Raw genomic sequence first — 21,677 nt, 5'->3', positions numbered from 1 at the left:
TAACCCATACTAAGTACAAAGATAGAATATTTTAAATCCGAAATTACTATAACAAACGCTAATAATCAAGTATATTGTACAAAAGAGACGACTTTTCATGCAAAATCATACTGGAACAATGCATCTTATCACCTTTACTCTTTTCACATTCCCAATACCTCTTTAAGAGAATCTGTTTCATAGTAATGGAACAGTTGTTTCATTATGTAGAAACACTTGTTTCTTTAGGATGAAACAATATCGATGATACTGCTTTCGTTAAACATTTATAGATTGTTTATATGCACTACACCGAAAGCTTACTATATAATTTAGTACGTATAGTAATTCCACTGACATCAGTACAAAAAGCAAATACAATTGCGAATGTTTTTGAGAAGTTTCCTTCCCTAACAAAAAAGGCTTACCTTAGTGCCGTAATTCAAAAAATATGGTAACAGAAGAATTAAAAAGACTCTACTACGAATATACCGGTTCACAGGCCGAAGATATAACAGAACTACCTTCATCCGGTTCTAACCGCCGGTATTTCAGAATATCCGGCCCGAAAACATTGATAGGGGTCAGCGGCTCTTCCCAGGAGGAGAACAAAGCGTTTATTTATATGTCCGGATTTTTCAGGGGAAAAGGTATTTCCGTCCCGGAAGTGCATTTCTATTCGGACGATTATTCTTTTTATTTGCAGGAAGACCTGGGCGACACCATGCTTTTCAATGCCATAGAAAAAGGACGCAAAAGCTGTGTATTCGATGAAGAGGAACGCCGGTTGTTACACAAAACAATCACGCAACTTCCTTCTATCCAGTATGCCGGTGCCGAAGGATTCGAGTATGAGAACTGTTATCCTCAACCGGAATTCAACCAACGTTCTATTCTTTGGGACCTGAATTACTTCAAATATTGCTTTCTGAAAGCGACGGGGATGGAGTTTCAGGAAGACCGCCTGGAAGATGATTTCCAGAAAATGAGCGATGTATTGCTTCAGGACACCTCTCCCACTTTCCTTTATCGGGATTTCCAGTCACGCAACGTCATGATCAAAGATGGCGAACCCTGGTTTATTGATTTCCAGGGAGGACGAAAAGGTCCGGTCTATTATGACGTAGCCTCTTTCCTTTGGCAGGCTAAAGCCAATTACCCGGAAGATTTGAGAAACGAATTGCTTGCCGATTATTTGCAAGCATTACGAAAATATACTGATGTAGACGAAGAACATTTCTTCTGCCAGCTACGCCATTTCGTGTTGTTCCGCACACTACAGGTGCTGGGAGCCTACGGTTTCAGGGGATACTTTGAAAAGAAACCGCATTTTATCCAAAGCGTACCTTTCGCCATCAACAATCTGCGGCAGTTATTAAAGAATGATTATCCGGAATATCCGTACTTGTGCGCCGTTCTGAGAGAACTGACCGGCCTGACGCAGTTCAGGGACGACATACAAAAACGGATGCTGGAAGTTAAGATCGTCAGCTTTGCCTACAAAAAAGGAATACCGAACGATCCGAGCGGAAACGGCGGTGGTTTCGTATTCGATTGCCGGGCCATCAACAACCCGGGAAAATATGAACGATACAACCATTTTACAGGACTGGACGAGCCAGTGATCCACTTCCTGGAAGAAGACGGGGAAATCACGCAATTCCTGGAACATGTATATACGATCGTGGATGCTTCGGTGAAACGTTATCTGGACCGTGGTTTCACGAATCTGATGATCTCTTTCGGTTGTACCGGCGGACAACATCGTTCCGTCTATTCGGCACAACATCTGGCAGAGCATCTGCATGCCAAATTCGGAGTAAAAGTAGACCTTACCCACAGGGAACAAAATATAGAACAAATCTTTGACGCAATATTATGAAAGCTATGATTTTTGCAGCCGGTATGGGGACCCGCCTCAAACCGATGACTGACAATACACCAAAAGCATTGATACCAATAAATGGAAGACCAATGTTGGAACATGTAATTCTGAAGCTGAAGGATGCAGGGTTTCATCAGATCGTTATCAACGTTCACCACCTGGGAGACCAGATCATCGATTTCCTGGCAGCCAACAACAACTTCGGAGTTCAGATCCATATCTCCGACGAACGGGATTACCTGCTCGACACGGGAGGCGGCATCAAAAAAGCGGCCAAATTCCTTCAGGGAAACGAACCGTTTCTGGTACACAATGTCGACATCATGTCGAATGTGGATCTGAAAAAGTTATACGATTGCCATCTGGAAACCAATCCGGTCGCTACCTTGCTGGTCAGTAAACGTAACACATCGCGTTATCTCCTGTTCAACAAAGAGAGCCGGTTGTGCGGATGGAGAAATCATGAAACCGGAGAAGTAAAATCTTATTATCCGGATTTCGACCCCAAACAATATAATGAATACGCTTTTAGCGGTATCCATGTAATATCACCGAAAATATTCGACTGGATGGAAGAATGGACGGGTAAATTCTCGATCATCAATTTCTATCTGGCTATCTGTGCTAAAACAAATATCCATGCCTATGCAGCCGAAAACTTACAGTTGCTGGATATAGGCAAGCCGGAGGCTTTAGCCAAAGCGGAAAAATGGATGAAAGGTTTATAATACGAAGATAAAGACAATAATACATCAGGATGGCTTTAGCCGGAAATGTCTTTCAGACAATTCTGACTAAGGCCATTAATAATGGCAGATAGTCTTTCAACTCGACACGCAAAAGTTTCAATGCCTGTTGAATACGATAATCGACCGTTTTAGATGAAACATTCAGCTTCTGTGCTATCTCATTGTAAGTCATATTCTGGAAGCGATTCATTTCAAAAGCCTCCCGGTAACTTTCCGGTAAACGTGACAAAGCAGCTTCAATATTCCTCGTCAACTCTTCAACCACATAAAAGTCCGGATCTTCATACTGTGACTGCCAATCTGCATACAGCGTATTTACAATCTGTTGTTTCAGTTCATTCCGATTGATCAGGGTCAGGCATCTGTTCTTTACGGCTTTAAATAGATAATTCTTCGGAGAGGATTCGATAACCTGCATGCTACTGTTTTCCCAAAACCAAACCATCACATCTTGTACGATCTCCTGACCGTCATAAAAATCCACATATTGCTTTGCATAAGCACATAAAAGGGGATAATAGCGCATAAACAGAGTGTCAAATGCTTTCACATCACCAGCCTGGATCTTTTGGAAAAGAACCTCATCATTTATGTTATCTGTAGTAAAAGAAAGCATATAAAAGTATTTAGTTCTAATAAGACTAACGTATCTATCCGTGCAAAAATAACATTTTTCAACATATAGACCTATTACAAAGTGATTAAGTTATTATAATATTAAATAAAAGAGAGTTCTTTAATCTCACAATCTGTAAATAATCAACAATTTCTTACTAGAACTCTTTCAAAAAAGAAAAATCACAAAAAAATCACATTTTCGTTTAGGAGGTTTTTCTGCCCATTAGTCTTTATAATATAAAAGGGACAAAATGGACACACAAAATCATATAGACGAGCAATTACTACTGGATTATTTTTCCGGAACACTATCTTCTACCCAACAGCAGGAGATAGAAACCTGGCTACAAGCTTCTGAGGAAAACAGAAAAACAGCACGGGATATCCGGTATATTTTCCTGGCGACAGACACAATCAATACGATCGAATCTGTAGATTCAACCAGAGCATTAAATGATGTCAGGAAAAGAATAAACAGAAAAACTGACAACAAACATTCGTTTATGTTTTGGTTCCAACGGATTGCAGCCATCCTTATCCTGCCATTGATAGCCAGTTCCATTTATTTTGCCACACAGAAAATGCCGGTCGAATATATCGAAGTTCGGACAAACCCTGGAATGGTAGCCACCGTTACTCTTCCTGATAAAAGCAAAGTTTGGTTGAACTCCAAAACATACTTGAAATACCCACAAAAATTCACAGGTGAGACTCGTGATGTGGTGTTGGATGGAGAAGCTTATTTCTCAGTTCAAAAAGACAGATCGAAAAAATTTATAGTCAGCACACCTTTCAACCTGAAAGCTGAAGTTCTGGGAACAGAATTCAATATAGAAGCCTATAAAGAAAGTAATAAGGTTACAACAGCCTTGGTTTCCGGTTCTGTCAGGCTCACCTATCAAAGCAAAGACAATAAGGAAGAAGCATTATTGATGAAACCTAACGAAGAATTTGAATATAACGCAAAAATCGGAAAACTTAAACAGAATGACACTTATATGGCAACTCTGACTGCCTGGAAGGACGGACTTGTTATATTCAGAAACACTTCATTTGAAGAAGCCCTGAAAATTCTAGGTAAAAGATTTGATTCAGAGTTCATTGTAAAGAATGACCTGCTGTATAATTATTCTTTCACCGGAACATTTCAAAGTCAGCATCTGTCTCTGATTCTGGAACATTTCCGGCTATCATCAAATATCCAGTATAAATATATTTATCAGGAAACGGATAATAACAAGATTCCCGAAAAAACAATTGTTGAACTATATTAAATACTCAAATTTATGAACAACTTACAATTTAGTACTGAAATGAAAATATTTGAACCGCCCTAGAACAAAAACATACGGGAAAATATTGGCGTATTTCCCCGTATGAAAAAAACAACTGCAAGCTTGTTTGCGACAAGCTGTCAGTAAATGAATTTTTTAACTCTAAAATCACTTACAAATCTATGACAAATTATTTTAGCATCCAACTTTTCAGGATGGTGAAATCTTTATTCACATTCCTGAATAAAATACCATTATGTATGAGAATCACCGTTATAATGTTATTTGTTTGCTTCGGATTGGCATACGCCACTGAAAGTTACAGTCAATCAGCCACTTTATCCCTGAACGTCAATAACAAAACCGTACAGGAAGTATTAGATGAGATAGAAAAACAGTCAGAATTTCACTTTTTCTATAATAACAAACAGGTAAATACGAATCGGCTTGTTTCAATAAAGAGCAACAAAAAGAATGTGTTCAATGTATTGGAACAATTATTCAGCGGAACAGACATTAGCTATAAAGTTCTGGATAAAAGTATAATTCTTTCTCCAAAAACAGTATTGAGCAATGCCATAGTACAACAAAAAATCAAAGATATAACTGGTATTGTCACCGATGCCAAAGGAGAACCGATCATTGGAGCCAATGTTCTCGAAAAAGGTTCAACAAATGGGACGATAACAGATCTTGACGGTAAATTTTCTCTTTCAGTCCCCAACAAGTCAACCTTGGTTATATCCTATATTGGATATACAACCAAATCTATTGTCGTCGGGAACCAGAATATAATCAATATTCAGCTGGAAGAAGATACTCATAACCTGAATGAAGTAGTCGTAACCGCATTGGGTATCAAGCGGGAAGAGAAAGCATTGGGCTATGCCGTACAGAAAGTGGGAGGAGATAACTTCTCTACAATAAAACCGGTAGATGTTGCAACATCGTTAACAGGAAAAGTGGCTGGTCTGAACATACAAAACAGTCCGGAATTCAATTCAGCCCCTTCGATCTCTTTACGTGGCTCCGAACCGTTATTAGTAATTGATGGAGTTCCTTATGGAAATGTATCATTAAAAGATATTGCAGCAGATGATATTGAATCCGTTGATGTATTAAAAGGAGCAACAGCATCGGCCCTTTACGGAGCACGTGGTGGTGCTGGGGCAATCATGGTAACGACTAAAAAAGGAACAAAAGAAGGATTGAATGTAACTGTCAACAGCAGCACTATGTTCAATGCAGGTTACCTGAAAAAACCGGAAGTTCAAACGTCATACAGTTCTGGTTCAGGTGGTAAATACTATACAGGCGACTATGTATGGGGAGATAAACTAGACATAGGAAGAACTGCCGTTCAGTATGATCCATATACACACGAATGGAAAGAGATGCCATTGGAATCAAAGGGTAAGAATAACCTGAAAAATTTCCAGAATTTAAGTCTTGTCACTAATAACAACGTCAGTGTTTCTCAAAAAGGGAAATACGGCAGTGTCAGGACTTCCCTTACCCACATGTTTAACAAAGGACAATATCCGAATGAACGTCTGAATAAAATCACTTATTCTGTTTCCGGAGATATGAAATGGAAAGATTTCTCATTCGATGGAGGACTGACATACAACAAACGCTTTTATCCCAACGACATGGGAGCCGGATATGGCGGAAGCGGATTCTTATATAACTTGTTGGTATGGTCAGGTAGCGAATATGATATTCGAGATTATAAAAACTATTGGGTTAAGCCAAATGAACAACAAAACTGGATGGATGATACATGGTATGATAACCCCTACTTCATTGCACATGAAATTACCCGTTCCAGCGACTATGATATTGTAAACGGATATCTTTCTGCTGCCTACGACTTTACTCCTTGGTTAAAACTCTCTCTACGTTCTGGTTTGGACTCTTATTCGGAAAAGAAAGAATGGAAAAACCCAATTAGTGCATCCGGCGGATGGGATAGAAAGGGGTATTATTGCTTGCAACGTCTAGGAGGGTATAGCTTAAACAACGACTTCATGTTGTCCGCCGACCATCAATTGGGCGATTTCAACATTGACGGATTTATCGGAGGAACAGTTTACTACTGGAAGAGTGACAATATCATGGGAGAAACACAAAACGGACTGACTATTCCCGGATATTATTCGCTGAAAGGATCTATCGACAATGTAAAAACAACAAGCGGCGTTACAAAAAAATTAGTAAACAGTTTGTATGGTAAAGTTTCTGCTTCTTGGAAGAGCACTGTATTTGTGGATATCACCGGACGTAACGACTGGTCATCCACCTTACCGAAAGAAACACGATCTTATTTCTATCCGTCTGTTGCCGGTAGCGTTGTATTGTCACAGTTCATCCCAATGCCTGAAGTTTTTGATTTTTGGAAAGTAAGAGGTTCTTGGACACAAACAAAATCGGATTTAAGTGTATACGAAACGAATAATGCATTCAGTATATCTAACAATTTGTTCAATGGCAGTAGTGCGGCTTACTATCCGACCTCTATTCGTGGAGTTTCCGTATTACCATCTGCTACACGATCTTACGAGCTTGGAACTGCTGTTAATTTGTTTAAGAATCGTCTGAAAGTGGATTTTACTTATTATAACAAACTCTATTACAACCTGACCAGACAAGCAGGTATCAGCGAAGCTTCTGGTTTTGGATCAACATTGATCAACATCGATGAAGAACAACTTCGTAAAGGGTTTGAGATCACACTCTCCGGCGATATTATCCGCACAAAAGACTGGAATTGGAATTCTATGTTCAACTGGTCACGAGATCGTTATTACTACTCACAAGTAGACCCTGTATATTCAACCCAGAAACCTTGGGTAAAAGCAGGTGAACGCTGGGACTGGTATGGCGTTTATGACTGGGAACGTGATCCGGAAGGAAATATCATTCACGAAGCCGGATACCCTGTACTTAGCAAATACGAATCAGTCGCCGGATACGAATCTCCTGATTGGATTTGGGGATGGAGCAATAGTATCTCGTATAAGAATTTTACATTAAATTTCACTTTCGATGGTCGTGTAGGAGGTATTATGCATTCACAAACCGATCAAGCTATGTGGAATTCCGGAGCCCATATCGACTCGGACAATCAATGGAGATATGATGAAGTTGTCAATGGCAAAACAAATTTCATCGGAACCGGCGTAAAAGTCGTTTCCGGAAGTGTAGACTATGATTCCGACGGAAACATCATCCGTGATGATCGTGTTTTTGCCCCCAACGACGTACAGGTATCTTACGAAACATACATGAGTACAATGAACCCCTATATAGGTTCCGTACGAAGACAAAACGTGCTTCGCCAAACATTCTTCAAACTTCGCGACTTATCTTTGGCATATCAAGTTCCTAAACAAATCTGCCAAAAAATCAGAATGCAAGGGATGTCGGTTGCTTTCGTTGGTCAAAATCTACTGATATGGACCAAAGATTTTCGTTTCTCAGATCCTGACCGAGCTTCAGATAAGCTGAACTCACCTTCTTGCCGTTATGTAGGTTTTAATGTTAAATTAGATTTTTAATAGAAACAAATATGAAACGATTCAATAGATATATAACTTTGTTATTAATAGCTACGGCATTAATATCATGCAATAAATTTGATGATATCAATACAGATCCCGATGCAACAACAAAAGTTACATCTTCATTATTAGCCAACGGACTATTACTAGATATCATGCAAACCGGAGGTAGCAAAAATTTTGTTTACGACAATTTTCTAAGTAAACAACTGGCATGGGGAGAAGGTATGGAAAGTTACCAATACAACATATTTGACAGATCCAGTTTCAGCGGATTCAAAATGTTAACTAACTGCGAAAAGATGCTTGAAGCAGCCAGTGAAGACGACCAAAATGCATATGGAGGATTGGCTCATTTCCTAAAGGCATACAAGCTTTTTTATATGTCACTGGAAATGGGAGATATTCCTTATGAGGAAGCATTACAAGGAGAAACCGGATTGGTAAAACCGAAGTACAATACGCAGAAAGAGGTCATGCAATTTGTATTAGCCGACTTGGACAAGGCATACGAATTATTCTCGCAAGCAAATGATTTCACTGGAGATGAAATGTTAGGGGGTAACGTAGAAAAATGGAAAAAAGTAACTACTGCCTTACAGTTGAAAGTGCTGATGTCTTTGTCTTTAAAAGAATCTGATCCGGATCTGAAAATAAAAGAGCGTTTTGCCTCTATCTTTTCTTCACGTCTTTTGATGGATTCTAATGACGACAATCTGCAATTGACATACGCCGATAAAGCGAACACGGTATATCCATTTCACAATACCCAAACCAAACATGCCGGATATTCTATGATTTCTACAACAATCATCAATGCTTTTCAAGAAACAGAAGATCCAAGATTATTCTATTATGCCAAACCGGCTCAAAGCAAAATTGATGAAGGATTAACAGCCGATGATCGGAATGCATATTTGGGAGTAGACCCTTCACTTCCTTTCGACCAAATAAAAAAAATGTTTTCATCAGGAAGTTTTTGCGGATTGAATCCTCGATATACAGATCTACCATCAGGTGAGCCTTTAATGAGAATCAGTTACCTGGAACAAAACTTTATTTTGGCCGAAGCGGCAATCAGAGGATGGATATCGGCAGATGCATCCGTCTATTATAAAAAAGGAATTAAGGCCAGTATGGATTTCATTACAACCTATACACCGGACGAAGAGATTTACCATTATGGTCATCCCCTCACTGAAGATGTAAAAAATGCATTTTTAGAAAACCCTCAGATTCAATTGGGTAGTAACAAAGAAGAAAATATCGAGAAGATATTAACCCAACGTTATCTGGCTTCATTTATGCAACATCCTTACGACTCTTATTACGATTACCGCCGTACAGGATATCCGAAATTACCGATCAATCCTGAAACAAATCAGAATCCCGTACACGACAAAATACCTGTACGTTGGATGTATCCTAAATCAGAGTACGACTACAACAAAGAAAATGTAGAAGAAGCCGTACAACGTCAGTTCGGAGGCGTAGATGATGTCAACAAGGAAATGTGGATACTGCAATAGGATTTTACCAATAAGCATTTCTTTCGATTAAAATCTGTTATTACAAATTTATATTACTACTTTTGATGTACTCTTTGAATATAGGTCGCTCTATTTTTCATAGAGTACATCTTTATTATACACTTTGAATATCATGAGAAAATACAATTTTATACTTCTAATTCTATTGATTTGTTCTTGTACGCTTTATGGAAAAAGTAAAGAATTGACTGTTCTGCAAATGAATATCTGGCAGGAAGGTACGATGGTGGATGGTGGGTTCGATGCCATAGCAGACGAAGTCAGCCGGTTGTCTCCGGATATTGTCCTGTTCAGTGAAGTAAGAAACTACCACGGTAAACAATTTATTCCGCGCATTTTGCAGGCATTAAAAGACAGAGGTGTTAATTATTACGGTGAAACCAGTACTTTGGATGTCGGTATACTTTCTAAATACAAAATACAGGAACAACGGCCGAATTACCCTCTCAAAAATGATGCAGGGTCAGTTCTTAAAGCCCGTATCGAAATCGAAGGGCAAACCATTGTCGTCTATTCCGCCCATTTGGATTATACGCATTATGCCTGTTATCTGCCACGCGGATACAGTGGCGTTACCTGGAAAAAACTGGACGCACCGGTTCTTGACTCCCGGGAAATAGAAAAGGCCAATAATGAATCCCTACGGGACGAAGCTATCCGGGGAGTAATCGAAGATGTCGAAAATGAAAAAGGGAATATCATCCTCCTGGGAGGAGACTTCAATGAACCGTCCCATCTGGATTGGAAGGAAAACACAAAAGACCTGTGGGATCACAATGAAACGGTCGTACGCTGGGATTGTTCTGTCCTTTTGGAGGAAAACGGGTTTAAAGATGCTTATCGTGAAGTATATCCTGATCCTGTGACACATCCCGGTTTCACATTTCCTTCAGACAATCCCGATGTCGATGTAAAAAAACTGGCCTGGGCTCCGGAAGCCGATGAAAGAGACCGTATTGATTTTATCTATTTCAAACCTAACAAAAAATTAAAGTTAATAGATGCCGCCGTGGTAGGTCCCCGGAAATCTATAATCCGAGGTGAACGTGCTGAAGAAAACAGCAAGGACAAATTTATACAACCTGCGGGAACATGGCCAACAGATCATAAAGCAGTCCTGGCGACCTTCAAACTAAAACATTAAAATAAAATACCATGAAATACATATTCACTCTTTTATTTATCAGCCTTTTTACAAATTTATCTTTTATACACGCCTCAAACGATAATCTTGCCCTTCACCTGGACGGGCAAGATAACAATGTCCGTACCGGCATCGGTATCCTGAAAGACTCATGGACACTGGAGACTTGGATCAAGGGCGATGATAATTCATGGAAAGATATTGAAGTTATCTTCGGGGGAGGAGAATACAGCCTGTTGAATATAGCGGATTATCTGCCGCTTGTTATCGAGAATGGCAGACTACATAACACATGGGCAGATTTATGGTCGGAAGATGTATTGGATGACCAGTGGCATCATGTGGCATTAAGTTGTGACGGAGTTGTCACCAAGCTGTATCTGGATGGAGAAGTTGTCGACAGTAAAACGACTGCCATATCCGTATTGCCTGGAGCAATTGGTGTAAATGAAGGTGAACCGACTACGTTCGGCGGGTTAATGGACGAAATCCGCATATGGAACTCGGCAGTATCAACCGAAACATTAAAAGAGTGGATGGGGAAACCGCTTGAACCGACTCATCCCCAGTTTGGCACGCTGGTCGCCTACTATAACTTCGATGACGGTATCGAAGATGTTTCAACCAACTGGGTGGGAAAAGGAGACCTGGGATACCACCTGAGAAACGGCAGAAACAAATATAACGGTACTGTTCCACTGGCCTATACCGTAGTAAACGATAACCCCAAATTCATAAAACCGGATAAACAGCAGGAATTATTCAACGCAGTCGTCATCGATAGCGAATGGGACGTCGACCAGGGAAGTCTGGATGATCAGGTCCTTAAATTAAGAATAGCCGTTACCGGAAGCCAGGCCCCGTTACGCCTGACAGAACTTTCTCTTGATTTATCTGAAACGACTGCTTTATCCGATATAAACAGTCTTCACGTATATTATACGGGGAAAACCGCCCAGTCAGGAGTCAAAACCGAATTATTCGGCAAAGGAGAAAAGCCTCAAAAGAAAATGACTTTTAAAGACGAACAGGGTGTCGTAACACTGACTCCTGGTATCAATTATTTATTGGTCACAGCCGATATAGCAGAAAAAGCCATCGCCGGTAACAAAATAAAAATATCCGTACCTTCTTTCAAACTGGAAAAAACCGGATATACTCCGGAAGTTAGTGACGGTATCATTGAAAAAAGAATCACGGAAAGCAGCAAAAACAATCCCAACATCGTGAAAGTCCTGCAATGGAATATCTGGCACGGAGGTGTTCATGTCGGGAATGACGGTCTCAGCCGGGTTATAGATCTCGTAAAGGCATCCAATGCCGATATTGTTACCATGCAGGAAGGCTACGGAGGTCAGCAACGGATCAAAGACTCACTGGGATATTATATGCAAACACCTTCCCTGAAAGACAATCTGGTTCTCTTTAGCCGTTATCCTATAACTGAAGTTATACCGACAAAGAAGAGTTTCAACTCCAACCCCGTGAAACTGACATTACCCGGCAACCGACAACTATTAGTTAACGCCTGCTGGTTACGTTATGCTTATAACCCGGAATATTCCTGCAATTACCCCAATATAGGACATAACACTTCGGTTTGGGTGGCAGAAGATGCCCTACGCGGTTTGGCGGATATGCAACATATTATGGAAAAGGATACGAAACCTTATCTGACGGATGACGATACTCCCATTATTATCGGAGGTGACTTTAACTCTTGCAGCCATCTGGACTGGACCCAAGCAGCTGCACCCATACATTTCGGATATGGTCCCGTACCTTTCCCTATCTCGCAATATATGTTGGACGAAGGATTTAAAGACAGCTTCCGTGAAATCAATCCGGATGAAGTAGCCCGCCCGGAAGGGACATTTGCCGTTATTTACGGACAACTACAGGTCAGCCGTATTGACTTTCTCTATTACAAAGGAAAGAATATCAAAGCTGTTTCTTCCAAAATAGTAAAAACAGCACCGGAGATCGATGATGTCTGGGCTTCCGATCATGCTGCTGTCCTGACTGTCTTTGAAATAATATCACCATCCGAGAAATAACTACAATTTAAAAACTAAATACACATGAAAAAAGGACTTCTTTTATTCGCCGCCGGCCTATTCAATCTGGCAGCAATTACCGCACAGGTTCAGCCTGTGCAACCCAAATTAACGGACGACAAATCATTTTCCATGATTCTGTTCCCTGATCCGCAAAGTTACACGAAATTCGATGTCAACCAGCCTTTGTTCGAACTGATGACCGCGTGGACGGCAAACAATAAGGAGAGACTGAATATCGAAGCTGTGCTCTGTACCGGAGATTTGGTGGAGCAGAACGAAATCCGTATCCCCGACGGAGTGAACGGAAACCAGACCAGCGAAGAACAATGGAAAGCTGCTTCGCAAGCCTTTGCCCGACTGGATAATAAACTGCCTTATGTTGTCTGTACCGGAAACCATGATTACGGATATGAAAAAGCAGAGAACCGTCTGTGCCGTCTACCGGAATACTTCCCGTCAGAAAGAAACTCCTGCTGGAGAAACTCACTGGTCGAAGTAGGAAACAACTACCAGGGAATCCCGACACTCGAAAATGCTGCTTATGAATTCAATACGGAAACATGGGGCAAAATCCTGGTGATCTCTTTAGAGTTCGCCCCACGTGACGAAGCTATCGAATGGGCAAAAGCAGTAACGGAGAAACCCAAATATACCGATCATAAAGTGATCCTATTGACTCACTCCTATCTGACCGCCGAAGGAAAACGGCGCCTGAAAGAGAACTATAAAATATCTCCGGCAAACTATGGGGAAGCCATCTGGCAAAAGCTGGTCTATCCGTCCAAAAACATATGCATGGTCATTTGCGGACATGAATGTGAAATTGCTCCGTATAAAGATAATGTAGGTTTCAGTATCGAAAAGAATGCAGCCGGCAAAGATATTCCACAGATGATGTTCAACGCCCAGACCACAGACGGTTTCTGGCATGGCAACGGAGGTGACGGTTGGTTACGGATTATGGAGTTTATGCCTGACGGACAGACGATCAAGATAAAAACATTCTCTCCCCTCTTCGCTATCTCCCCAACAACAGCTGATAAATCCTGGAGAACCGAGTCGTACGATCAATTCGATATTACTATAAAATAATGATAAAAGAACTTATGATAATTGGGTATTCGAACCAATTATACATACCTTTGGTGAACTAATACAAAATTTAAACACATATCATGAAACAAAGAAATTTATTACTTATTCTGGTTTTAGCCATCGTTACAATCAGTTCGGCTTTTGCTGCCAAACCAAAAGCCAAACACGTAATCTGGATCGGCCTGGACGGCTGGGGTGCTTATAGTGTGGAAAAAGCAGAGATGCCCGTCACCAAGCAGTTTATGAAAGACGGTTCTTATACCTTGAAAAAACGTTCCGTTTTACCTTCATCCAGTGCAGTGAACTGGGCTTCCATGTTTATGGGAGCAGGTCCGGAGATTCACGGATATACCGAATGGGGCTCTAAAACACCTGAACTTCCTTCACGCGAACTGAATCAGCACGGCATCTTCCCGACAGTATTCCAGCTATACCGCGACGCCGCCCCGAAAGCAGAGATCGGTTGTATCTATGACTGGGACGGCATCAAATATCTGGTAGACACACTGGCACTCAGTTATCATGCCCAGGGACCGGATTACAATAAAAATCCAACGGCTCTGACTGAAATGGCTGTTAAATATATTACTGAAAAAAAGCCCAATTTGTTTGCCGTAATTTTTGATAATCCGGATCATGTAGGTCATGCAGACGGACATGACACCCCTTCTTACTACAAAACGCTGAAAGAACTGGACGGCTATATCGGACAGATCGTTGAAGCAGTAAAAAAAGCCGGCATGATGGATGAAACTATTTTCGTTATCACAGCCGACCACGGCGGTATCAACAAAGGACACGGAGGCAAGACTATGCAGGAGATGGAAACTCCGTTCATCATTGCAGGAAAGAACGTAAAGAAAGGCTATTGCTTTGACGACATCAGCATGATGCAATTCGACTGTGCCTCCACACTAGCTAAATTATTAGGTCTGACTCAGCCTCAGGTATGGATCGGACGTCCGATGCCGGTATTCAAATAAATAAGAGAAAACAATGAAACAGTTATTTATAAGTGCATTATTTCTGTTGGGCGGCCTGTTGAATGGTAACGCCCAGCAGCCGTCACTGAAGTTCAATAAAGACGGAAAGTTCAAGATCGTCCAGTTTACTGACGTACATTATATATATGAGAATCCTAAATCGGCCATTTCGATTGAAAGGATCAATGAAGTGCTGGATGCTGAAAAACCGGACCTGGTTCTTTTCACCGGCGATGTGATCTACGGAAAACCAGCCGAAGAAGGCATGCGGAAAGTCTTAAAACTGGCCTCCGACCGTAAGATTCCTTTTGGAATCACATTCGGTAATCACGACAACGAGCAGGGTCTGACACGCACCGAGCTATTCGACATCATTAAAACAATCCCTTACAACCTGACAGATTCTGTAAAAGGTGTATCGGGAGCAAGCAATTATATCCTACCGATCAAATCATCGGATGGAAGTAAGGATGCTACCATCCTCTATTGCATGGATTCACATTCATACTCCCAGATCAACGGCATCGGCGGATACGATTATATCAAATTCGACCAGATCCAATGGTATCGTGAGAACAGTGCCAAATACACCAAACAGAACGGAGGTACCCCGATTCCTTCACTGGCATTCTTCCATATCGCTCTGCCGGAATACAACCAGGCGGCTTCCGACGAAACAGCCATTCTGGTAGGAACACGTAAGGAAAAGGCTTGCGCCCCGCAACTCAACTCCGGACTGTTCGCTTCCATGAAAGAAATGGGCGACATACAAGGTGTATTCGTTGGTCACGACCACGACGACGATTATGCCGTTTACTGGAAAGGCATCCTGCTGGCTTACGGTCGTTATACCGGTGGCAACACTGTTTACAACAACCTGACAAACGGTGCCCGCGTGATCGAAATGACAGAAGGTGAGAATGGTTTCAAAACCTGGATACGCCTGAAAGGCAATGAAATCATCAACAAGGTGAACTATCCGTCAGACTTTATTAAAAAGAAAGACTAACCGATCTACATTATATTCAACGAAGGAATTGTGTCAAAAATGCACTAAACATGCACACAGATGACACACTTTCTTCGTTACAAAAACAAAGGAGTAATTGAAAAGAGTCTCACAAGTCTCATCAGTCTCACCCCCCCTTTTTCTTTTTACGCATTCTCGTCCGCACAAACACAAATTTACTTATACTCCTAAAACACAATATATTACATTCACTTTTTCTTTCTTTACCTCTTCAATTTGTTCCTTTTTTTATTAAAGTCCTGGACAAATTTCTTTTATTGGAATATGGTTATTACAGTCATATTGAGTAAGCATAGTATGAAGAACGAATAAGCACCGGAAACAAAACGGGTAGGCACCGGTGAGATAACGGATAGGCATCGGTGAAAGAACGGGTAACTACTCATTGAAAATGTCCGGAGCAAACAGTAAAAAAAGATTTCCATGCTTGATTTTCATCCTCAAAACAGACCTTATATTATTATATATGAATAAATTACGCATCATTTCGAAAAAAGACGCATTTTCAAAAATGGGGGTGAGACTCTTGAGACTTGTGAGACTCCTATTCTTCACGAAGTAGTCAAAATACGATAAAAAACGGAGCCTTATAGCAAAGCTCCGTCTTCCTTTTATCATTCCGGCTTAAGTACCACACCCAAACTCTTCTTCCCGTCCATCTTAATGACGATCGGCTTGTCGAAATGGATATGCCGCAGATATTCGGTATCCTCGACAGCCGGCAAGGCATTCAGATACTCCTCGTCAAACCAGCCGTCTCCTTTGAACGGGTTGATGGTGAAATATCCGACACCAAAGGATGTCAGGTTCTGGAAGAAATGCGTTCCCTGGCTCGGGTCGACACGATAATTTTCCAAACCACACTCCACGATTACACGGGCATTGCTGATATGCGGCCACTTCACCGGAATCCCCAGCCAATGGTCGCTGCTTCCCCAACGTCCGGGACCGACCAGCACGTAATTCTTCTCTTCTTCCGTAAAACGACGGTTCAGTTTTTCTATTTCATAGGCAATCAACTGGTTGTTCGACGAGTTGAAAGCACCGCTCTTTACATAGATAATATCCTGCACATCCGTCACGATGCCATGACCGAGCACACTGGTAGACGAAAGGATCGTTTCCTCATTACCGACTTGCGTCAGGTCTTCATCCATGATTTCCTTATTATCGACAATCGGACGAATTTGAAGGAGATAGAAAGTTGCCTTGTCGTGGTTGTTCGGATCGACATTTACCGCAAACTCTATTTCAACAGGACGTCCCATCTCGGCCTGCCCGATGCGAAGTAACTCATCCAACGTCTTCGCCAGAGGGAAAACGTCGTGTTGGAGAATATTTACGAACGACAGGATCTTACGACCACCGGGATAATAACCGTCACGGATAATCTGGTCATACGGATCATAAGTGGAAACAATATATTTCAGGGAACCGTCCGCATCGGCTTCCTTCAGTCCCAATCGTTGCAAGTTAAACGAATCATCGATAGAGAACTGTTCTGCCAGGTTCTTCAGGTCGAGTGCATAGAAACGGGTTTGCGTCTCACGGAGAGCAAAATCCATCGTACTCATCTGCAAGATATTGTGCGGATGACGGGGAGAGAAACGCAACGTCTGTCCGCCATCTACGATATATTTACCCAGACCGAGGGCAATATTAGCAATTCCGTCTTCCGCCTTTTCGTTACCGATCGGGTAGAAATTCAGCGAACGGGCCACGCCGGAGATAGTCGGGTAGAAATGATCGTTGTAACGGTTTCCCACCACTTCCTGCAAAACGATCGCCATCTTTTCCTGATCGATCAGGTTGGACGTAGCAGTCATATATCCCTTACTGTCACGGTAAAAGACGGAAGCATAAACCGCCTTGATCGCATCGCTCAGCAGGCGGAGCATTTCATATTTATCTTCCAACCGGGGAATCATATAGGTAGAATAAATCCCGGCGAAAGGTTGATAATGCGAATCTTCCAGCAAACTGGACGAACGGACGGCTATCGGGCTTTTCACCACATCGAAGAATGCCATCAGATCATCGATCAAACTGGCCGGCAGACTGGCACGGAGAAAGTATTTCAGTATCGTTTCGTCATCCGCATCACTCAGGGCGACGGGCAGAAGTTCGTTTGTCTCCATGAACTCATCGAAAATATCCGTACAGATCACAACGGTCTTCGGAATATTCGTGTTAAAGTTCTCCGTCTCCAGTTTGGGATAACGCTTGACCATAGCGCCCATAAAGGCCAGTCCTCTACCCTTTCCTCCCAACGAACCGTCACCGATACGGGCAAAGTTACTGTATTCGTCGAAACGGTCTTTCTGATAAATAGCCACGACACCGGAGTTCTTCATGCGACGGTACTGTACAATCAGGTCGAATATCAGCTTACGTGCTTCATCCATATCCTTATAATCGCTTACATCGACCCGCTTCAACACTTCTGCCGGCGGAAACATGGCACGCGAATAAAAGAAACGGGAGAAATGGTTGCGCGAAAGGTGATAGACCAGCGAATCGTCGGGAATCTGATACACTTTCTTTTGCAAGTCCTTCAAATCTTTGATACGCATAATCTCTTCCTTCGTCTGCGGATTCAGGATCACAAAGTCACCGAACCCGAAACGCTGCATGATCTTCTTACGCAAATCCTGCGGGTAGCTTTTCGAATTCTTATCGATAAACGAGGCTCCCAACTCTTTGGCATATACTTTATTACTCGACTCGGACGATTCCAGCACAAAAGGAATGATCAATCCGGTCTTGCGGACATACTGTCCGAACTTGTACCCGGCATAGGGATCTTTCACCCCGTCGTGCATAAAGCTCATATCCGAAACGATACCGAGCATATTATCCCGGTATTGATTGAAAATACGGACAGCCTCTTCATAAGTACGGGCCAGCTTGATTTTGGGACGACCACGCATACGAAGCGTCTGCTGATGACCGTTCAGCGCTTCCTTTGCAAACATCTGGCTCTGTTCCAAGACGAATTTATACAGATGGGGCAAAGCGGACGAATAGAAACGGATGGAGTCTTCCACCAGCAAGATGATCTGTACCCCGACACTTGCCGTATCGTCGGGTGCATTCATCTTATCCTCAATCAGTTTGATAATAGCCAACAGCAGCTCGGCATTACCCAGCCAACTGAATACGTAATCTATCGCACTCAGGTCTTCATTGGCAATACGTTTGGAGACCTCTTTCGAGAAAGGCGTGAGCACCACGATCGGGATATTCGGATAATGTATCTTTATCTCCTTTGCCGCCGCAAAAATATCGCGGTTATCCATATTCGGCATGCAGATGATTAATTCGAAATTACGATCTTTTAGTTCGGCAAGCGCCTCTTCTTCCGTTGTCACCTGAGTAAAACGGGGAGGATAACGCAGGCTGAGTGAGGTATATTCATTGAATATCTGTTCATCTACCCGTCCGTCGTCTTCCAGCATAAAGGCGTCGTATTTTGTAGCGATAAGCAGTACATTATATATACGCTTATTCATTAGATTGGCGAATGATGTGTCTTTAAACACAAGGTTCTGAAAGTCCGGTATTCCGCTCATAATGATTTCATAGAATTATATGCGCCCAAAAATAAGGAAAAATATGCTAGGTAGGTTACATAATCATATCCCAATCACCACAAATAACCGAAAAACTTCAAACGAACAACCACTTTCAGAAGCTCTACTTCCTCTCTCTATTCCAAAATATGCATCAAAAACATAATTTTCACTATCAAAAAGTAAGCAAAACACTTGGTCATTCCATAGGATTCGCTACATTTGCCTACACATTGTTATTCCTAAAAGCAAGAAACGCTATGAAGACAGAAGTTATTTTATCTGCACTGGAAGCAAAGCACCCGGGTGAAAAAGAGTACTTGCAGGCCGTGAAAGAAGTTCTTTTATCAATAGAAGAGGTTTATAACCAGCATCCAGAGTTCGAAAAAGCCAAAATCATCGAACGGTTGGTTGAACCCGAACGCATTTTTACTTTCCGTGTGCCTTGGGTAGACGATAAAGGTGAAGTGCAAGTTAATTTAGGATATCGCGTACAATTTAATAATGCGATTGGCCCGTATAAGGGAGGAATCCGTTTCCACCCGTCGGTAAACTTATCTATCCTGAAGTTCCTGGGCTTCGAGCAAACATTCAAAAATGCGCTGACAACTCTGCCGATGGGCGGCGGTAAAGGTGGTTCCGATTTTGCTCCCCGTGGCAAGAGCGACGCAGAGATCATGCGTTTCTGCCAGGCTTTCATCATGGAACTATGGCGTAACCTGGGACCGGACCGCGATGTTCCGGCAGGCGACATTGGCGTTGGCGGACGTGAAGTCGGTTATATGTATGGCATGTACAAAAAACTGGCCCGCGAAAACACCGGTACTTTTACAGGTAAAGGCATGGAGTTCGGAGGTTCGATCCTTCGTCCGGAAGCAACCGGATACGGTGCTCTCTATTTCGTACATCAAATGCTTGAAACTCACGGCATAGATATAAAAGGTAAGACAGTTGCCGTTTCCGGTTTCGGAAATGTGGCCTGGGGAGCAACGAAGAAAGCGACCGAATTGGGAGCCAAAGTCGTAACCATCTCCGGTCCGGACGGATATGTTTATGATCCGGACGGTATTTCGGGTGATAAAATCGAATACATGCTGGAACTGCGTAACAGTGGCAACGATATCGTGGCTCCTTATGCCGACGAATATCCCAACGCTACTTTCTATCCCGGTAAGAAACCCTGGGAACAGAAAGTAGATATCGCACTGCCCTGCGCCACACAGAACGAACTGGATGCCGACGATGCACGTAAGCTGATCGAGAACAAAACATTATGCGTTGCCGAAGTTTCCAACATGGGATGTACAGCCGAAGCAGTCGACCTGTTTATCGAACACAAACAACTATTTGCCCCGGGCAAAGCGGTTAATGCCGGCGGCGTAGCTACTTCTGGACTGGAAATGACACAGAATGCCATGCATATCTCCTGGACTGCCGATGAAGTGGATGCCAGATTGCATCAGATCATGGGCGCCATCCACGAACAATGTGTCGCCCACGGTAAAGACGGTAATTATGTGAACTATGTGAAAGGTGCCAACATTGCCGGCTTCATGAAAGTTGCCAAAGCCATGATGGCACAAGGTATTGTATAAAATAGTCTGGCACACTTTTTGTGACCAATTTTATACAAATACAACTCAATAAAAGTAAAATATTATGATCTTAAGTAAGAACTTATCAAAGGCTTTCAATGAACAGGTAGAAGCTGAAATGTGGTCTTCAAACCTGTACCTGTCGATGTCAATCTATTTCCAGAAAGCAGGACTGAACGGTTGTGCACACTGGATGCGGAAACAGGCTGAAGAAGAGATGGAACATGCCCACAAAATGATCGATTTCGCTATCGACCGCGGAGGCGACATCGTCATCAACCAGATCAATGTCGTTCCGACTGCATGGGGTACTCCACTGGAAGTATTCGAACATGTCTACAAACACGAAGTACATGTATCAGAACTGATTGACAAGATGGTCGATATTGCTGAGGCAGACAACGATCATGCAGCCAAAGACTTTTTATACGGTTTCGTTCGCGAACAGGTAGAAGAAGAATCGACAGCAAAAGCAATCGTCGACAAGTTGAAGATGTACGGCGAACATCATGCCATCCTTCTGGATCATGAACTTGGCAAAAGATAATTTCTTTCCCCAATAAAAAAACTCCGGTTCCTG

General features: G+C 42.2%; 14 protein-coding genes. 12 read left to right on the top strand and 2 right to left on the bottom strand.

The window, feature by feature from the left end:
- Positions 1-430: 430 nt before the first annotated feature.
- Positions 431-1,861: an RNase adapter RapZ gene (locus DWW91_RS05210; protein ID WP_122327163.1), complete on the top strand. Its 1,431-nt coding sequence runs from the start codon at positions 431-433 to the stop codon at positions 1,859-1,861.
- Positions 1,858-2,592, top strand: a complete 735-nt coding sequence (locus tag DWW91_RS05205; RefSeq protein ID WP_007657333.1) for a nucleotidyltransferase family protein — start codon at positions 1,858-1,860, stop codon at positions 2,590-2,592. The genes DWW91_RS05210 and DWW91_RS05205 overlap by 4 nt, the downstream gene beginning before the upstream one ends.
- 52 nt (positions 2,593-2,644) lie before the next feature.
- Here the strand turns inward: DWW91_RS05205 and DWW91_RS05200 are convergent, their stop codons facing one another.
- Positions 2,645-3,229: an RNA polymerase sigma-70 factor gene (locus DWW91_RS05200; RefSeq protein WP_122327162.1), complete on the bottom strand. Its 585-nt coding sequence runs from the start codon at positions 3,227-3,229 to the stop codon at positions 2,645-2,647.
- A 253-nt stretch (positions 3,230-3,482) separates the two neighbouring features.
- On the opposite strand from DWW91_RS05200, the gene DWW91_RS05195 reads away from it, so the two are divergent.
- The 8 genes from DWW91_RS05195 to DWW91_RS05160 all read left to right on the top strand — a co-directional run bounded on the left by DWW91_RS05195 (position 3,483) and on the right by DWW91_RS05160 (position 15,909).
- Positions 3,483-4,505, top strand: coding sequence for a FecR family protein (locus tag DWW91_RS05195; protein ID WP_122327161.1), 1,023 nt, complete (start codon positions 3,483-3,485; stop codon positions 4,503-4,505).
- Positions 4,506-4,765: 260 nt separating this feature from the next.
- Positions 4,766-8,065, top strand: coding sequence for a SusC/RagA family TonB-linked outer membrane protein (locus tag DWW91_RS05190; protein WP_122327160.1), 3,300 nt, complete (start codon positions 4,766-4,768; stop codon positions 8,063-8,065).
- An 11-nt stretch (positions 8,066-8,076) separates the two neighbouring features.
- Positions 8,077-9,597: a SusD/RagB family nutrient-binding outer membrane lipoprotein gene (locus tag DWW91_RS05185; protein ID WP_007657324.1), complete on the top strand. Its 1,521-nt coding sequence runs from the start codon at positions 8,077-8,079 to the stop codon at positions 9,595-9,597.
- 133 nt (positions 9,598-9,730) lie between these two features.
- Entirely contained in the window at positions 9,731-10,762 is a 1,032-nt protein-coding gene (locus DWW91_RS05180) for an endonuclease/exonuclease/phosphatase family protein (RefSeq protein ID WP_122327159.1), read from the top strand.
- Between the two features lie 11 nt (positions 10,763-10,773).
- Positions 10,774-12,819 (top strand): BNR-repeat neuraminidase N-terminal domain-containing protein, encoded by a 2,046-nt coding sequence (locus DWW91_RS05175; RefSeq protein WP_122327158.1) that lies wholly within the window; start codon positions 10,774-10,776, stop codon positions 12,817-12,819.
- Positions 12,820-12,843: 24 nt separating this feature from the next.
- Positions 12,844-13,914 carry a metallophosphoesterase gene (locus DWW91_RS05170; RefSeq protein ID WP_122327157.1) on the top strand — a complete coding sequence of 357 codons (1,071 nt, stop codon included), beginning with the start codon at positions 12,844-12,846 and terminating at the stop codon, positions 13,912-13,914.
- Positions 13,915-13,997: 83 nt separating this feature from the next.
- The gene (locus tag DWW91_RS05165) at positions 13,998-14,900 is read left to right on the top strand and encodes an alkaline phosphatase (protein WP_007657316.1); all 903 of its coding nucleotides are present in this window, start codon (positions 13,998-14,000) and stop codon (positions 14,898-14,900) included.
- 13 nt (positions 14,901-14,913) lie between these two features.
- Positions 14,914-15,909 carry a metallophosphoesterase family protein gene (locus tag DWW91_RS05160; RefSeq protein ID WP_010802273.1) on the top strand — a complete coding sequence of 332 codons (996 nt, stop codon included), beginning with the start codon at positions 14,914-14,916 and terminating at the stop codon, positions 15,907-15,909.
- Positions 15,910-16,544: 635 nt separating this feature from the next.
- Here DWW91_RS05160 and DWW91_RS05150 read toward each other — a convergent pair.
- On the bottom strand, positions 16,545-19,502 hold the full coding sequence (locus DWW91_RS05150; protein ID WP_010802272.1) for a PEP/pyruvate-binding domain-containing protein: 2,958 nt from the start codon (positions 19,500-19,502) through the stop codon (positions 16,545-16,547).
- Positions 19,503-19,762: 260 nt separating this feature from the next.
- Here DWW91_RS05150 and gdhA point away from each other — a divergent pair, with 260 nt between their 5' ends.
- Together gdhA and DWW91_RS05140 are read left to right on the top strand one after the other, a co-directional pair.
- The gene (gene gdhA / locus DWW91_RS05145; RefSeq protein ID WP_007657303.1) at positions 19,763-21,097 is read left to right on the top strand and encodes an NADP-specific glutamate dehydrogenase; all 1,335 of its coding nucleotides are present in this window, start codon (positions 19,763-19,765) and stop codon (positions 21,095-21,097) included.
- Between the two features lie 64 nt (positions 21,098-21,161).
- The gene (locus DWW91_RS05140) at positions 21,162-21,644 is read left to right on the top strand and encodes a ferritin (protein WP_007657301.1); all 483 of its coding nucleotides are present in this window, start codon (positions 21,162-21,164) and stop codon (positions 21,642-21,644) included.
- The last annotated feature ends 33 nt before the right edge of the window (positions 21,645-21,677 follow it).

The sequence above is a fragment of the Parabacteroides sp. AF17-3 genome (assembly GCF_003635445.1).
GTDB lineage: Bacteria > Bacteroidota > Bacteroidia > Bacteroidales > Tannerellaceae > Parabacteroides > Parabacteroides goldsteinii.
The sequence above is the reverse complement of the archived record's forward strand: the minus strand, read 5'-3'. Positions and strand labels throughout refer to the sequence as shown.